The sequence below is a fragment of the Holophagaceae bacterium genome, assembly GCA_016720465.1.
Classification (GTDB): Bacteria; Acidobacteriota; Holophagae; order Holophagales; family Holophagaceae; genus JANXPB01.
The window spans coordinates 332,759-348,142 of the sequence record JADKKO010000002.1 but is presented as its reverse complement, the minus strand read 5'-3'; the positions used below and the strand labels follow the sequence as shown (position 1 = coordinate 348,142).

Annotated in this window: 13 protein-coding genes; 6 read left to right on the top strand and 7 right to left on the bottom strand. The window is 56.9% G+C overall.

Annotation, left to right across the window (positions count from 1 at the left end; all coding sequences use genetic code 11):
• Positions 1–124: 124 nt before the first annotated feature.
• Positions 125–820 (bottom strand): hypothetical protein, encoded by a 696-nt coding sequence (locus tag IPQ13_05815; GenBank protein MBL0210416.1) that lies wholly within the window; start codon positions 818–820, stop codon positions 125–127.
• Positions 817–1,338, bottom strand: coding sequence for a MarR family transcriptional regulator (locus IPQ13_05810; protein ID MBL0210415.1), 522 nt, complete (start codon positions 1,336–1,338; stop codon positions 817–819). The genes IPQ13_05815 and IPQ13_05810 overlap by 4 nt, the downstream gene beginning before the upstream one ends.
• A gap of 754 nt (positions 1,339–2,092) precedes the next feature.
• On the opposite strand from IPQ13_05810, the gene IPQ13_05805 reads away from it, so the two are divergent.
• Genes IPQ13_05805 through IPQ13_05785 form a run of 5 tightly spaced genes read left to right on the top strand, consistent with a single transcriptional unit; the run spans position 2,093 to position 6,770 of the window.
• Entirely contained in the window at positions 2,093–3,292 is a 1,200-nt protein-coding gene (locus IPQ13_05805; protein MBL0210414.1) for a DegT/DnrJ/EryC1/StrS aminotransferase family protein, read from the top strand.
• Between the two features lie 2 nt (positions 3,293–3,294).
• Positions 3,295–3,924, top strand: coding sequence for a sugar transferase (locus IPQ13_05800; GenBank protein ID MBL0210413.1), 630 nt, complete (start codon positions 3,295–3,297; stop codon positions 3,922–3,924).
• Positions 3,917–4,588, top strand: coding sequence for an acetyltransferase (locus IPQ13_05795; protein ID MBL0210412.1), 672 nt, complete (start codon positions 3,917–3,919; stop codon positions 4,586–4,588). The genes IPQ13_05800 and IPQ13_05795 overlap by 8 nt, the downstream gene beginning before the upstream one ends.
• Positions 4,588–5,607 carry a UDP-glucose 4-epimerase GalE gene (gene galE, locus IPQ13_05790; GenBank protein ID MBL0210411.1) on the top strand — a complete coding sequence of 340 codons (1,020 nt, stop codon included), beginning with the start codon at positions 4,588–4,590 and terminating at the stop codon, positions 5,605–5,607. The genes IPQ13_05795 and galE overlap by 1 nt, the downstream gene beginning before the upstream one ends.
• The gene (locus IPQ13_05785) at positions 5,559–6,770 is read left to right on the top strand and encodes a glycosyltransferase family 4 protein (protein ID MBL0210410.1); all 1,212 of its coding nucleotides are present in this window, start codon (positions 5,559–5,561) and stop codon (positions 6,768–6,770) included. Before galE ends, IPQ13_05785 begins: the two co-directional genes overlap by 49 nt.
• 163 nt (positions 6,771–6,933) lie before the next feature.
• Here the strand turns inward: IPQ13_05785 and IPQ13_05780 are convergent, their stop codons facing one another.
• The 5 genes from IPQ13_05780 to IPQ13_05760 all read right to left on the bottom strand — a co-directional run bounded on the left by IPQ13_05780 (position 6,934) and on the right by IPQ13_05760 (position 14,044).
• Positions 6,934–8,463 (bottom strand): oligosaccharide flippase family protein, encoded by a 1,530-nt coding sequence (locus tag IPQ13_05780; GenBank protein ID MBL0210409.1) that lies wholly within the window; start codon positions 8,461–8,463, stop codon positions 6,934–6,936.
• 85 nt (positions 8,464–8,548) lie between these two features.
• On the bottom strand, positions 8,549–10,618 hold the full coding sequence (locus IPQ13_05775; GenBank protein MBL0210408.1) for an acyltransferase family protein: 2,070 nt from the start codon (positions 10,616–10,618) through the stop codon (positions 8,549–8,551).
• Positions 10,615–11,823, bottom strand: coding sequence for a glycoside hydrolase family 88 protein (locus IPQ13_05770; GenBank protein MBL0210407.1), 1,209 nt, complete (start codon positions 11,821–11,823; stop codon positions 10,615–10,617). Before IPQ13_05770 ends, IPQ13_05775 begins: the two co-directional genes overlap by 4 nt.
• On the bottom strand, positions 11,820–13,016 hold the full coding sequence (locus tag IPQ13_05765; GenBank protein MBL0210406.1) for a polysaccharide pyruvyl transferase family protein: 1,197 nt from the start codon (positions 13,014–13,016) through the stop codon (positions 11,820–11,822). The genes IPQ13_05770 and IPQ13_05765 overlap by 4 nt, the downstream gene beginning before the upstream one ends.
• A complete protein-coding gene (locus IPQ13_05760; protein MBL0210405.1) occupies positions 13,013–14,044 on the bottom strand; it encodes a glycosyltransferase family 2 protein in 1,032 nt (343 codons plus the stop codon). Before IPQ13_05760 ends, IPQ13_05765 begins: the two co-directional genes overlap by 4 nt.
• 95 nt (positions 14,045–14,139) lie before the next feature.
• On the opposite strand from IPQ13_05760, the gene IPQ13_05755 reads away from it, so the two are divergent.
• A complete protein-coding gene (locus tag IPQ13_05755) occupies positions 14,140–15,309 on the top strand; it encodes a glycosyltransferase (protein ID MBL0210404.1) in 1,170 nt (389 codons plus the stop codon).
• The last annotated feature ends 75 nt before the right edge of the window (positions 15,310–15,384 follow it).

The following is a 15,384-nucleotide window of genomic DNA, read 5'->3' as shown; positions in this document are numbered from 1 at the left end:
TTTCCCAGCGCGCTGCACTCCCCTAGGCGCTGACGACAGGATCATCTGCATGGCCAAGATCCATCTGCATGAATCCACGGTTTCACCTCGGCTTTCTGAAGCCAAGGTCGCGCCAGTGCCTTGATCAGGACAGGTTCTTCAACCTCGCCTCAAGAATCCTGAGGCGCTCATCGCCGCCTGCATGTGGCCCAAGAAGGCCCGGCAACGTCAGTCTGCGAAACGTGTCATCCGAGAGCATTATGGCAACTGCCACAGCCAGCGCTTCTCTGGTATGGAAAGGAAGGTGCTTGACCTCCTCGTCGAGGGACGGGCGTCCGTCGACCACCGCGATGAAATCCTCGATGTCGTGGCTTTCCAGGTAGTCGCCCTTCCCACGTCCTAAGAAGGCCTCCCACTTGGTCAGCAAGAATAAGGGCGCTGTAATGGTGCGGATCGGGGTCCCACCGGGGAGATCCTGCCAGATCGCCCTCCTGAGTCCTTCGGCATACCAGCGATTGGTGAACCCAAGCGAGTTTTCATCCGTGGACATGACATCCACCAGCAGCTCTCCCTTGCGCCACCGGCAGACAGGGGAATTCGGTGTCAGATCAGGCCCAAACCCAAGGTCCGCCAGCTTCTCACCAAGGAGGTAGTAAGCAGAAGGACCTGCGATTTCAGCCACGATGTCGATATCTTTCGTGGCTCGGACCGGCGAGGCCCCAGGGTCCGTAATCAGCAACCCCACAATGCTGCCCCCCACGAAAACCACTTGGTCCAGCAGAGGACGCAAGTGGATGGCGGTCGTTTCCAACAAGGCGATATTCGGATCCTGGGTGCTCATCCAAGAAGAACCTCTAATCGGGCCCGTGCCATCTGCCGCTCGCGTGCTTGACCCGCTCGAAGCGCATCGAACAAGGCAAGGGCTTCGTACATCATTGGATCTTCCTGGGCGATTTTTGGGACCCTAGGATGAAGGGGAGTCAAGGAATGCCCCTTCGCCTTGCCTTTGGCATCCGGCCAGACCGGCACTTGGTTCGGGTCAAAAACGAGATCCCATTGAAGGGCGGGCGAGGCATAACCAGTCGGCATTCCCCGGGAGGGTTTCCCGATTTCCGCAGGAAACGAATAGCGGGCCCCATGAAGGACGAAGTCACAGAGGGCCTTCCGGTTCACCTCGGCTTTGAGTCCCTTTCCGACAAGGAGGCCTGAGGCCAGGAGCCGCTTTACCGAGGCAAAGGTCTCTGACGCGCTCAGAGAGAGGGCCATTGCCAGCCGTTGGTAGCTCCAGGGTTGCTGGGGCTTTGAAAGCGCCAGCTTCAACAGCACCAACAGATCTTTAGGTTCAAGGGCGAGGGCCATGGGTTCCTTGATTCATGAATCGTGAATATTCACAATTCATGAATACAGAATATCCCTCACTTCACCCTTGTCAAGAATCACATCAATGGGTTGACCTTGCGGATCAGGGGCTCATGTCCCCTTGGGCTGGACGAAGGGTAGCGCGATGGATGCGTTCAGTGGCATTGACGAAGCGTGTCCGACCTGCACAAACGTGCATCCCGAGGTCTTCAAAGCCGAACCCTTTATACTCCCCTGACTCGGTCACCAAGCATTGCCGTAAAAAATAAAAATGGTTCTTCACGGAATTGAGGGAAAAGCTAACCACGCGGAGGGCAGCGGAGGCGCGGAGGGTAGCGGAGAAAAGAGTCTGGCTTTCGTTCTAATCAGGTCAGGTGGGGGTTGAGGGCCGGATGCCGTTGCCGGAATCGTGGCACATAGGAAACCCAGGAAAGAGCCAAAGATGGACCCGCCCCTTTACTTCCTCCGCTTCCCTCCGCAATCTCCGCTACCCTCCGCTACCCTCCGCGTGGTGTTTTTAAGACGCCAAGGTGCCTGCTCTTAACGGAAGCAGTCGCTACGTGCCACTTCCCGCATATCCGTGAAGAGCCATAAAAATAATTAGCCACAAAGGGGCACAAAGTACACAAAGAAGAGGAAAAAACCTTTGTATGTTTCGTTTTCTTTGTGTCCCTTTGTGCCCCTCTGCGGCCCTTTCCCCGCGCACTAGGCTCCAGCTTGCTTCAGAATGAACCATCTACTGGAGCGGATTCGCATGACCAAGGAAGCCCTGGAGCCACCCAAGCCTTACGCGGCTAGCGCGCCTTGGCCGGTTTATGCGGAAGACGAGATCGAAGCGGTGGCCGGGGTGCTGCGCAGCGGCAAGGTGAACTACTGGACCGGATCCGAAGGCCGGGAATTCGAAAGGGAATATGCGGCCTCGGTGGGCTGCCAGCATGCGGTGGCCCTTGCCAATGGCACCGCCGCCCTGGAGCTGGCGCTTCATGCGCTCCAGATCCCGCCGGGTTCCGAAGTCATCACCACGCCCCGCACCTTCATCGCCAGCGCCAGTTGCGCCGTCCTGCGGGGCTGCACGCCTGTGCTCGCCGATGTGGATCCCGATAGCGGCAATATCACGGCTGAAACCATCGCCAAGGTGATCACGCCGAAGACCAAGGCCATCATCGCGGTGCACCTGGCGGGCTGGCCCTGCGACATGGATCCCATCATGGAACTGGCCGAAAAACACGGCCTCAAGGTGATCGAGGATTGCGCCCAAGCCAACGGCGCCACCTACAAGGGCAGGCCCGTGGGCGGCCTCGGGCATGCGGGCTGCTTCTCCTTCTGCCAGGACAAGATCATCACCACCGGCGGCGAGGGCGGCCTGCTCACCACCAATGATGAGGCCGTCTGGCGCCGGGCCTGGGAATACAAGGACCACGGCAAGAGCTGGGACGCCACCAACCGGGAACATGCCCCGGGCTTCCGCTGGCTGCACGAATCCTTCGGCACCAACTGGCGCATGACGGAAATGCAGTCCGCCATCGGCCGCCTCCAGTTGCGCAAGCTGCCTGAATGGACCCTGCAACGCCGCGGGAACCTGAACCGCATCCTGGATGCCCTGGAAGGCCATCCCGCCCTGCGCGTCCCCCGGCCCGGCCCGGCTTTCGCCCACGCGGCCTACAAGGCCTATGTCTATCTGCGCCTGGAACGCCTGAAGCCAGGCTGGACCCGCGACCGGGTCATGGTCGGGATCGAGGGCCGGGGCCTCCATTGCGGCAGCGGAAGCTGCGGCGAGATCTACCGGGAAAAAGCGTTCACCCAGGCGGGTTTCGGGCCCGCGTCGCCCCTGCCTGTGGCGCTGCGGCTGGGCGAGACCAGCCTGATGTTCCAGATCCACCCCGGCTTGTCCGAAGCCCATCTGGCGGCCCTGGCCAGGGCGGTCCGGGAGATCCTGGATGAGGCCACCGGCTGATCATGTATCCCTTCTTCAAGCGCACCCTGGATCTTCTGGCCGCCCTCGCCCTGTTGCTCCTCCTCGCGCCGGTCCTGGCCCTGGCCGCCCTGCTGGTGCGCTGGAAGCTGGGCGCGCCGATCCTGTTCCGCCAGGAGCGCGCCGGGCGCTTCGGGCGCCCCTTCGACATGTTCAAATTCCGCACCATGACCGATGCCCGGGATAACGTTGGAACCCTGCTGCCTGACGAGGTCCGCCTCACTTCCTTCGGCCGCTTCCTGCGCGCCACGAGCCTGGACGAGCTGCCCCAACTCTTCAATATCCTGCGCGGCGACATGAGCCTGGTCGGGCCCCGGCCGCTCTTCGTCCGCTACATCCCCCGCTACAGCGGAGACCAGAAGCGGCGCCTGCTCGTGCCCCAGGGCATCACCGGCCTATCCCAGGTGAACGGCCGCAACGCCATTTCCTGGGAAGAGAAGCTTCAATGGGATATCCGCTATGTGGACTCCGCATGCCTCATATTGGATATCAAGATCCTGCTCCAGACCGCCCTTAGAGTCGTTCAACGGAAAGACATCTCCGAAGAGGGGAAAGCGACCATGACTGAATTCACAGGCAACAATGCTTCGATCGGAGATCCCCATCGTGGCTAGAAATTGGGTGGTGGTGGGCTGCGGAGGCCATGGGCGCGAAGTGGCCGATGTCCTGCGGCAGGTCCTTCGGAATACCGATGGGCGCCTTCTCGGCTTTCTTGATGAAGACCCTAAAAACACTGGTACCGACCTTGCCGGATGGCCCGTCCTCGGGGATCTGTCCTGGTTGCGCCACCCCCCCGAGCCCCTGTCCATCGCCCTGGGAATCGGCTCCTCCCGCATGCGGAAAGACGTGGTCGGCCGCATCAAGGCCATGGGACTCGCGCATGATTTCCCACCCATCATCCACCCCGATGCCCGGATCGGAGCCAGGGTCAGCCTCGGGGAAGGCGCCCTGGTCCAAGCGGGCTGCATCCTCACCTGCGATATCCAGGTCGGCGCCTTCGTGATCCTGAACATCGGCGCCAGCCTCTCCCACGATGTCACCGTGGGCGACTTCGCAACGCTGGCTCCCGGCTCCCGCATGGCCGGGGCCGTCGCGGTCGGGGAACTGGCGGAGGTCGGCATGAACACTTCCGTGATCCAGAACGTCCGACTCGGTGCAGCTTGCACCACGGGTGCCGGTACCGTGGTCATCCGAGACGTGCCCCAAGAGACGACCGTCGTCGGAGTTCCCGCACGACCTGTCGGACAGACAAGTCCACACAGCCCACCGGGGTTCTGATGACCATCCCGACCCCCATCCTCGTCACCGGCGGCGCCGGGTTCATCGGCTCCCACACCGTGGTGGAACTCCTCGGCGCGGGCCATGCTGTGGTGGTGCTGGACAATTTCGCCAACGCCAAGCCCTCGGTGCTGGACCGCATGCGGACGGTGGCAGGGTGCGATTTCACCTTCATCGAAGGCGATGTGCGCGATGCCGATTGCCTGGCGGCTCTGTTCCATGACCATTCCATCCAGGCCGTGATCCACTTCGCGGGCCTGAAGGCCGTCGGCGAATCTACGAAAGCGCCCCTGGCCTACTACCAGAACAACCTGGCCGGCACTTTGAACCTGCTGGAAGCCATGCGCGGCGCCGGGTGCCGCGACCTGGTGTTCTCCAGTTCCGCCACGGTGTATGGCGATCCCGCCCAGGTGCCCATCCGCGAGGATTTTCCCCTCTCGGCCACCAACCCCTACGGGCGCTCCAAGCTGATGATCGAAGACATCTGCCGGGACCTGGCCTCAAGCGAACCCGGCTGGCGCATCGCCCTGCTGCGCTACTTCAATCCCGTGGGCGCCCATCCTTCGGGCCTGCTGGGGGAGGATCCCACGGGCTTCCCCAACAACCTGATGCCCTTCCTGCTCAAGGTCGCGTCGGGCCAGCGCCCCTGCCTGCAGGTGTTCGGCCAGGACTATCCCACGCTAGATGGCACCGGCGTGCGCGACTACCTGCACGTGGTGGACCTGGCCCAGGGGCACCTGGCGGCGCTGGAGGCCCTGCCCCGCCTGGAGGGCGCCGTGCCCATCAACCTGGGCACCGGCCGGGGCTACTCGGTGCTGGAGATGGTCCAGGCCATGGAGAAGGCCGTGGGCCATCCCATCCCTTGGCGCTTCGCCCCCCGGCGCCCCGGCGACATCGCCCGCTGCTACGCCGACGCCACCCTGGCCGAGGATCTGCTTGGCTGGAAGGCCACCCGGGATCTGGAGACCATGTGCCGCGATGGGTGGGCCTGGGCCTCCTCCGGGGCAGGCGCTTCATGAGCGCCAAGCCATCCCTCTGCATCGTCACCACGGTGGCCGCCTCCGTCCGCGCCTTCTACCCCGCCATGATCCAAGCCTTGGTGGACGGCGGTTTCGAGGTGACGGTTGTCTGCGCGGACGATCCCGCCCTGGCTTCGGAATTGCCCTTGGGCGTCCGCTTCATCCCCTGCGCTTTCGCCCGTCGTGAAAGCCCTTGGAGAGACTTGAAAGCCTTGGTCCGGCTCGTGGGAATTTTCAGGGCCCACCATTTCGACATCGTCCAATACAGCACCCCCAAGGCCTCGCTGCTGGCGGCCCTCGCGGGGTGGATCACCCGCGCTCCCGTGCGCCTCTACCTGCTCTGGGGGCTGGTGTATGTCACACGGACGGGGCCAAAGCGCTGGCTGCTGCGCACCTTGGAAAAGCTCACCTGCCGCTTGAGCCATCAGATCCTTCCCTTGTCCAAAGGCTTGGTCGCTTTCGCCATCGAGGAAGGCCTCGACCGGGCCGCGAAGTTCGACATCATGCACCATGGCAGCGTAGCGGGCATCGACTTCAGGGTTTATGAGCCAGCACGATGGAAGGAAGCAGGGGCTGAGATCCGCCGACAATTCGGCATCCCTTCGGGGTCTCTGGTCATCGGCACCGTGGCGAGATTGACCCGTGAGAAGGGCATCAATGAGCTGGTGCAAGCCTTTGCTGAATTGCAGCGCCTGCATCCCGACCTCCACTTGCTCCTGGTGGGAGACGAGGAACCCGATGACCCGTTGTTTGCGGGAACCCGTAATGAAATGGCCTCGAATCCCCAGATCCACTTGGCCGGATGGCAAACCAACCCGCTGCCCTACTACGCAGCCATGGACATCTTCTGCCTTCCCACCTACCGGGAGGGTTTCGGCGAAGTGAACATCGAGGCCCAGGCCATGGGCTTGCCGGTGGTCTCGACGGATGTCATCGGCCCGCGTGAGACTGTCATCCATGGTGAAACCGGACTAACGGTTAAACCCCAATCTGCGACAGCCCTCCGGGAGGGATTGAATCAACTCCTCGCTCTGGTCGATGCGAGGGCCAGGATGGGCCAAGCTGGTCGGGCCCATGTCCAGGCCACCTATGACCAAACTGAGATCTTGGCAACAACCTTGGCCCATCGTCAGCATTTGGTCATTTCCACACCGCACAGATGAGGATCTGCCGACGCAACTCGATTGCCTGGATAGGTTTATGAACGGAAATTAAGCACTAGAAACACACCATCCAGGGGTTTCCATCCTTGTTGATAATATAATGCAACTTTATAACGATAAATTATCTTATGTATGGTGAGCATTTAGAATCAAATTATTATCATTATTGAGCTTCATTCCTCTCTGACATGAACCACTCAGGAACCAGCGACCGGACGAGGGACCTTTCATTCGCATTCCAAGCGTAGTTCCAGAAGATGGCGAGATAGGCCAGGGTGAAGCAGGTTCCTTTGATCAAGAATCCGCGCCATCCGGCGAACGGCAGTTGCCCGGCAAGCAGGGCCACACCCGCACTCGCAAGGAGCGCGGTTCCCGACCGTGAGAACGTGATCCGGAAAAATTCGCGGACCTGTATTCCCAGGGCCCGCTGGTAGTAGATGTTCGCGATCACGAGATTGCCGGCGATGAGGGCGGTGGCGGTCCCGATAGCCACGCCGATGATGCCGAGGCGCTTCACCAGGAGGACGGCCACGAGAACGTTGAGCAGCCCCATGGCCACGTACATGATGCTCAGGAACTGGTGCCTGTTCATGGCCTTCATCAGGTCATTGGTGGCTCCCTGGATGCGTGGGATGGCGGCGGCCCACACCACGATCATGGTCGCCGTCCAGGCTTCCTGGTAGTCGGGTCCAAGCCAAAGGCTGATGAATTGCCTGCCGAAGAAGCTGAAGCCAATCAGGAGGTAGCCGTAGACGAACAGGATGATGCGCCCGACCCGGGCGACGAACTCTGTCTTTTCCGCGTTGGTGGCCTGCTGCACCACCATGTGGGTGAGCCGGGGTAGGAGGACAGAATTGATGGAGGTCACGAAGATCAGGAAGATGCCATTGAGATTCATGGCGATGGAATAGACCGCCACCGCGCCAGTGGTGGACAGGACGCCGAGGATGAAGATGCCGATCCGCCAATACATCACGGACATCATCTGCCCCAGGAAAATGAAAAAGGAATATCCAAACATCTCCCTGAACAACCCAGCGTTCCAGAATCGGAAGGCGATCCGGTAATGGAGTTTGCGAAAGAAATAAACCACGCAGCCGATCCAGGAGAGGATTCCCAGCAGGCTCCCCATCAGGGTCAGCTCCACCGCGCCGTAGTGACGGTAAATGATGAACAGGGTGCCCAGCACACGCAGAAGTTCGCTTCCCACAGCCAGGGACCGGGTGAAGATGAATTCCTGGCTTCCGGATAGGGCCCCTTGGAAGACATTGCCAATCATGGAAAAACCGAAGCTGACCACCAGGAAGCACCACATCAGCCTGGCTTGCCGAAGCTCCTCAGCATGAAGGTTCGGGAATACCAGGGCGATCTTGACATAAACGAAGGCCCCAAGAAGCACGCCCAAGGCCACCATGCAAGCGTATATGGCGAAGACCAGGCCCAGGAAATTCTCCCGTCCCTGTGTATCGTTTTCTGCATTGTATTTGGCGACATAACGGGTGACGGCGGCTCCGAAACCGAAATCCAGGAGCCCGAGATAGCCCACCGTGGCGCCGATGAGCTGATAAAGGCCATACTGCCCGTTGCCCATGCCCCGGATGAGCAGAGGGGTCAGCAGCAGCCCCGAGGCCATGGAAAGGAAGTACGAGGCGTAGGACAGGATGACCCCGTATTTCATCTGGTGGCTGCTCATCCGGCCACACTTTGAAATTTGACCACTAGTAGATCAGGTGCAAGTAGGATTGTACCAATACAGATAGTAAAAGGTTTATGTACAGTCATTTGGATTTACACTTCTCAGGACTATTCGGTTTCATTCTTGCCACCAAGGTCTTTTTTTCCTCTTCATTGGAATCGGGGAAAAGATACAGCATGATGAATTTCGAAGCTAAAAGTGACCCATCTGGAGAGAGGTGACCTCCATCCATATAAAGCGGGACTATGTGACCATTTTTATGCTCAAATGCAATGAATTGATTTTCGCGTTTTAAGGCTATGTGCATGGGAACTAACACTGCTCCTGTTTTATGACATAAATTTTTTAATTGGCGATTTATATATCCCTGTCTTTGCTCATATTCCACCTCGCTTTGCAGCCCATTGATCCATTCATGTTTCAGTTTACGTGGAGGAATGATGGTCATTTTCGCAGCTATATCAATTGGATTGTAATTGCGGATTGGAATATCCGTTACAATATAAAGAGTCTTGTTCATCGATTGGATTTTAAGAGTGAACTCTTCGACCTGATCTAAAATAGTTTGATAGTCTTGATTTCCTCGTTTTGTTATCATTTCGGACCAAGATTCAGCCATAACAACCTTGGAGACTTGGGGATGTTTTTTTAATGTTTCTATAATATCCTTGGCTTCAATATTTTTCAAATTGAATACATTTTTGCCAGATCGGTTCATGACATAGCCGCTACGCTTGCTCTGACGTAAAACTGAGTCTAAACCATACTGAAGCGCACCTGCATGACTGTCGCCAATAAGAAATATCTCAGGTTCTCCCGGTACCCCCAAATGGAAATTCCCTTCCGCACCAAGCGAAAATGGAAATGGTTCATAAAGTACGAATTCATATCCAATTATGGAACCAAAACGCTTTATTTTATTCTTAATAAAAGATTCTATAAATTGACCTTTGTGCACGACAACGAGCCCGTTGGCCTCGGGATGTAAAACCCTTGGCCATCCTCTGCTGAGGACGCAGGCTATTCCGAAAGTCACCAGCATGAGAATTCCTGAGGTGGCAAATGCAAATGAACGTCGAGGCGACCAGATTTGGGAAGTGCGTACAGGAATCTCGATGAACCTCCATGAAAGATAACCAAACAGCAATGACACGAAGAATATGCCGAGGTAGTCGGCGATATTCAGTTGGTCATAGGTTACATATTTCCAATAGACGGCCACCGGCCAATGCCAGAGATACAGCGAATATGAAATTTTGCCGACGGCTACAAATGGCTTCCAGGAGAGCAGTCTAGATATCCAACCGCTTTGGCCATACCGGATGAGAAGCGCCGTCCCGATAACGGGGAGACTGGCAGCCAGTCCAGGGAAGGGCGTATTCGACGAATAAAGGGCGTAGGGGACCAACACCAGCGCAAGGCCAAGTGCGGGTAACCACGGATGGGCCCAAGGCATGGGTCTCTCATTCTCTGCGAAGGCCCGAGGCAGCATGGCCAGCAAGGAACCAACCAGGAGTTCCCATGCCCGATAGTGGGGTAGGTAAAAGGCATCCCCCTGTCTGCCGGTGGCCACCAGATAGGTGGCGGTGGCAAGAGACAACACGGTCAGTCCCGCAAATACACGAAAAAGCCATTGGCGTTGGAATTTCCAAACCAAGGTGCAGAGCAACGGAATGCATAGATAGAACTGCTCCTCGACGCTCAAGGACCACAAATGTAGTAATGGGTTACCGTGGACATTCGGGGCGAAATAATCACCGCCCAACTTCCAAAAATAGAGGTTGGCCGAGAACAAGGTCCCCATGACCGAAGCGTCGCCAAGGTGTACCAAGGGTATGCAGTAATAAATGGCGCACCCGATGATGAACACGCCGAGGATCAAGGTGAAATAGGCGGGCATGATCCGTAGAATCCGGCGGTGATAGAAGCCACGGATCGTGAATTTCTCTTTCCCCAGATCCCGCAGGATGCCCCCGGTGATCAGGTATCCGGAAATGACGAAGAAAACATCCACGCCTACGAAGCCGCCGGGGCAGAGCCAAGCCAGCGTATGAAAAAGGACGACTGGAAGCACGGCAAGGGCGCGGATCCCATCAATGTGCGGGTAGTATTCGCCATGGGTGAGCTGTTGTGAATAGTCTGAGTTGCTCATCCGGCGCCTGCCAAGGGTTCATCCAGCGCCAGGATCTCAAGCGCCAGTTGCAGGGCGAATCCCTGGGTGAATGGCATTTGTTGGTAGCGGATCGAATAGTGCCCGATCCCCTTGGTATCGCCCTGGGAGAAGTCGACGATGCCGCTCCGACGGGTGACTGTCATCAGGTAGCCCGCGCTCCGGCGGGCTGCCTCCAGGAATTCCGGATTATTGAATTCCCGGTACATCCGCAGCAGGAATAGGCCAAGCACCGTGGTGGCAGAGGAATCCAGCGGAGATTGCGGGCCCAGGAAGGCCATCGCGCTCCATCCCCCCTTCGTCCCCTGCAGGCGAAGCAGGGCTTGCCCCAATGCGCTTGCCTGGTCGCGCAGCCGCTCCCGGCGCGGATCCCCCGGCGGTAGCTCCTTCAGCGTCCCCATCAATCCGAGCGCATACCAGGCGATGCCGCGGCCCCATCCATGAATTCCCAGCGGCACCTTCTGAGCCAGATCGAAGGCATGGGCGGGAATGAACCACTCGGGCAACATGGCCATTCCCGAATAGGATTCGATCTGCCGGATGGCCAGCGCCAGGCATGGTTCATCCTTGAATCGGCGACCATAGGCGGCAAGGAAGGGGCACACGAATCCGAGGGTGTCCACATAGCGGAAATCCGGTTGGACCTTCCGGTAGGGAATGGTTCCATCATTCCCTGTCATGGACACCAGCAGGGTCCGAAGGTGATCCAGGGCAGGCCGGTAATGGCCAATATCGATGCCGGGCAGTCTCATCAGGGCATAGCCCAGCAGAGCGCCATCCACTTGCTGGGGCGGGGACTTCCACTGGCCATTGCCTTCGAAGTGGCGTTCCAGCCAACCAGCCACAGCTTGCTGCATCTTGGCCTGGCCCGGATCGCGGCGCAGGGCCTCGCCGGCCCCGAGCAGCAGGGCGGCCTCCTGCCAGCTCTGGATGGTGGCGCTGCGGTGGCGGCCGCGCAGCATGTCCAGGACGATCAGCCGTTCATGGTCGCCAATTGGGATCACGGGCGTCCGGCGCAACCATGTTTCAACCACCGCCGACACAGCCGCGGTCCATTCCCTCCGCTCCCGCCAACGACCGATGTGGATCCGCTGGATCCAGGCCGCAGCCTGCGGGACCAGGTCGATCGCCATGACCACCAAGCCGGTGATCGCAAGCAGGGATAGGATGACGACGAAACCGATCATGGCTGGGGGTCCATTCCCCCATCGTTGCACAGCAAGGCGATCTCCCGGGCAGCGTCGGCGGCCCGGCCCACATATCCCGGCATGAAGGCCTGGAGATGCTGCCGGAGATCCTGCTCCCGCTCCTTCAACTTCTCGAAAGCGTCTATGAGTTGCCTTGGTTCCATCAGTTCCTGGATGGGAAGGACCAGGTCCTTTTCCTCGCCGAAAATGTCTCGGGCAATGCCCCGCGCCTTGACGCTGTAGCCCAGGACCAGGGTGGGAACCTGGGTGGAATACGCGGCGATGGTGGCATGGGTGCGGGCGCCGATGAACATGCGGCAGCGGGAGATGAACCCCTTCAACGCCAGGCAGTCATGGTCCGCCAGCAGGATGACCCGCCCTGTGTCCTTGAACAAAGCATAGAGTTCCCCTAGCGGTTCCAGATCGTTGTTGCTTACCCAGGTCACATGGGGGATGAGGGCCACCGCCGCGGTGGTGGTCTTGAGAATATGCGCGATCAAGGCTTTGGCGCTTTGCAGGGTCGCCCCTGGCTTTCCTTCGTTCTTCTGGATCAGCGGGCTGATATTCAGGCCGATGGTGTTGCCGATCTCGAAACCCGGCGGCAAGGGCAAGTCCACCTTGTCGAGCTGGAAGGCCGGATCGGGATGAAGGGCGATCCTGGCGCGCACCCCCTTGTCCAGCATGCCCTGGCAGGTGATGGATTCACGGGGCGTGATCAGGTCGAAGCCATTGAGATCACGGACCATCGCCGCATCCATGTCCTCGGGATCCACCGAACAGCCCCAGAAGACCGTCCGCGCGCCTCTTTTGTGGATCAAGGTGTTGGCGGCGTAGAGCCAACTGCAGTCGCCGTAGCAATAGTTGTCGCCACCGATGGAGAGGGCGATGGAATCCCGCGTGATGCCCTTCAAAAGCGCCGCATGTTTAAAGCGATAGAAGCGGTTGTCGGTGTTGGTCAGCTTGTGGTGGATGGACGCCACGAGTGTCTGCCGGCGGGTCAACGGTTCGACATACCGATGGTCTGCCACGGCCACGATCCGGTCGAGCCCCACACTCAAGTCTTCCTGGGGCCGCATGGAAAACAGGGTCATGGATTTCGGCGGGCCGCCCAGGATCTTGGCGGTGGCACGGACGATGGCCTCGCAGCCATGGTTCAGGCTGCCGCCATGGGGATAAAGAAGAATCGGATTCATGAAGGGACACCACGATTTTTCAGGGACATCACCAGGTTGAGGGCGAAGAAGCCCAGGACACTCTGATGCCGGATGCAGGCCAGGATGGAACGCGGGCACTTGGTGGTGTCAGCAAAAACAAGGGCTTCCGGCAAGCGGGGATGGGCAAGTATCGCTCGGATATGCTGGAACTTTTGAGGCCACCTAAGGGTGCACCGGGGATGGTTGATCAGAAAAAGATCATCGTGCAGGCTCCAGAAATACCGTGTCCAGAGCCAACACAAGGCTGCCACAGTCAGCAGACCATGCTTCTCGAAAAAGGCGTAGGTGACCTCAAACAACCGCATGTCGATCTGGAACTTGTCGGCATGGTACTTCCCCGCCAAGGAACCCGGATTAGCCTTTCGGTAGTGGTAGAGGGGTTGGTCTGAGACCGCAAGTTGCGCCACTGAATCAAGGTATTGGAAATTGAAAACCAAGTCTTCCCCGTAGGAAAGTGTGGTGTCAAATCGGAGTTTATTAGCGTTGATGATCATTCGTTCGTAAATCTTGTTGTACGGGCCAAACAATAGGTAACTCTCGTACAACGTTAAAAGCTCGTCCGCATTGACGGACAACAGGGTTAGGGTCTGCGTCGGAGCGACCAGGACTACGGGGGGTTCATTGGAATTGGGGTCGGAGCTGATACCGCAGATCCCAATCTGGGCTTGCGAGTTCGTGAGTGTTTCTAAAAGGGTAGCCAGGTAATCCCGTTCAACCCAATCGTCGCTGTCGATAAAGCAGATGAACCGTCCTTGAGAGAAGTCGAGTCCGCGATTCCTGGCATTTGAAACGCCCCCATTCGGAATATGCGCAACACGGATTCGCGCGTCCCGTGCGGCGTATTCGTCGCAAATCGTGCCGCTATCATCGGTAGAGCCATCTTCCACCAGGATGAGTTCGAAATCCGTGCAGGACTGAGAAAGGATTGAATCGATGCATCGACCGACCCACCGTTCCGTATTGTGAACGGGGACGATAACGCTGATGTTTGGAACAGGTGGATTCATTTAGATTTCCGGACTCCTCTATACATCTTAAAACAGGGCTTTAAGAAACCCTATCCACGGGCCTTCTCGTTTTATGTTATACAGATGATAAGCAGATGAGAAAAATGATGAACATATTACATATTACAGGTCAGCAAACCTCAGAAAAAATCGGCGGCCTAGAAAAATGGTATGCCTTCTTTGTTGCTTCAGCAAATAAAAACGGATGGGGGGAAGTATTTCTTATTTTCTCGAAAGAGACGCCAAAAGAACCAGTTGCTGCTTTTTTTGTCAACAACAATGTGAAGACAGCAGTATTCGATTATCGCTTTTCCATAGCTAATTTTTTGAAGTTTCATAGTTATCTTAGAAGGAATCAGATCCAGTTCCTGCATTGCCATTTCGAAAATACCCTGTGGTTCCTTGTCGCGGGTAAGCTGTTGGGTATGAAAACATTTTGGCACTTGAACATGGAGAATTATTACTCGGTTAACAATGACTGGAAAAATAATTTTAAGGTTAGAGTTGGTGTTACCTTTTATCGATTAAAAATTTTCATGTTGCAATTTTTTATCGATAAAATATATTGCGCCTCCTATGCAGTGCAGCGTGAGTACAGAGATTTTTTTAAACTATTCAGCCGAAAGCTGGAGGTGACTTACTTCGGACTGCCGAAATCCCAGATTGACGCTGAAAAGGCACGCCGAAGGTCTTTCGATCGTACAGCCAAGTCCCGTATTATCATTGGATGTGTGGCCTTTCATGCACCAGTAAAGGGTGTCGACATCCTGCTCCGCGCGGTAAACGTATTGGTGGAACGAGGCCACGATGTGGAACTGCTTCAAATCGGCGGCAGCCAATTCATACACGACAAACATGACACAAAGTCCCTTCACGATCTTGCTGTGGAACTCGGTTTAACCGATCGGATCAATTGGGCTGGCATACAACAGAATGTGACCGACTGTTTGCTCGATGTTGATATTTATTGCCAGCCTTCGAGGCACGAGGCATTGTCGTTTTCCATCATGGAAGCCATGACCATCAGTCTGCCGATCGTTGCAACTAATGTTGGAGGCATTCCGGAAGTGGTCCAAAACGGCATTAATGGCTTTGTCTTTCCACCTGACGATCATGTAAAATGCGCAGATAAGATCGAGGAGTTGATCCTCAAAACAGCATTGCGTCATGAAATGGGTAACCGATCGCTTGAAATAATAGATTCGCCTATTTTCTACACTGAAAATACAATTGAATTAATACAAAAAAATTACGATAAAGGATGAAAAAAAATAGATTGATACAATTATGGTAATCATAAGAATATAAATTTTAATTGATTAATTCATAGAATATGTCCC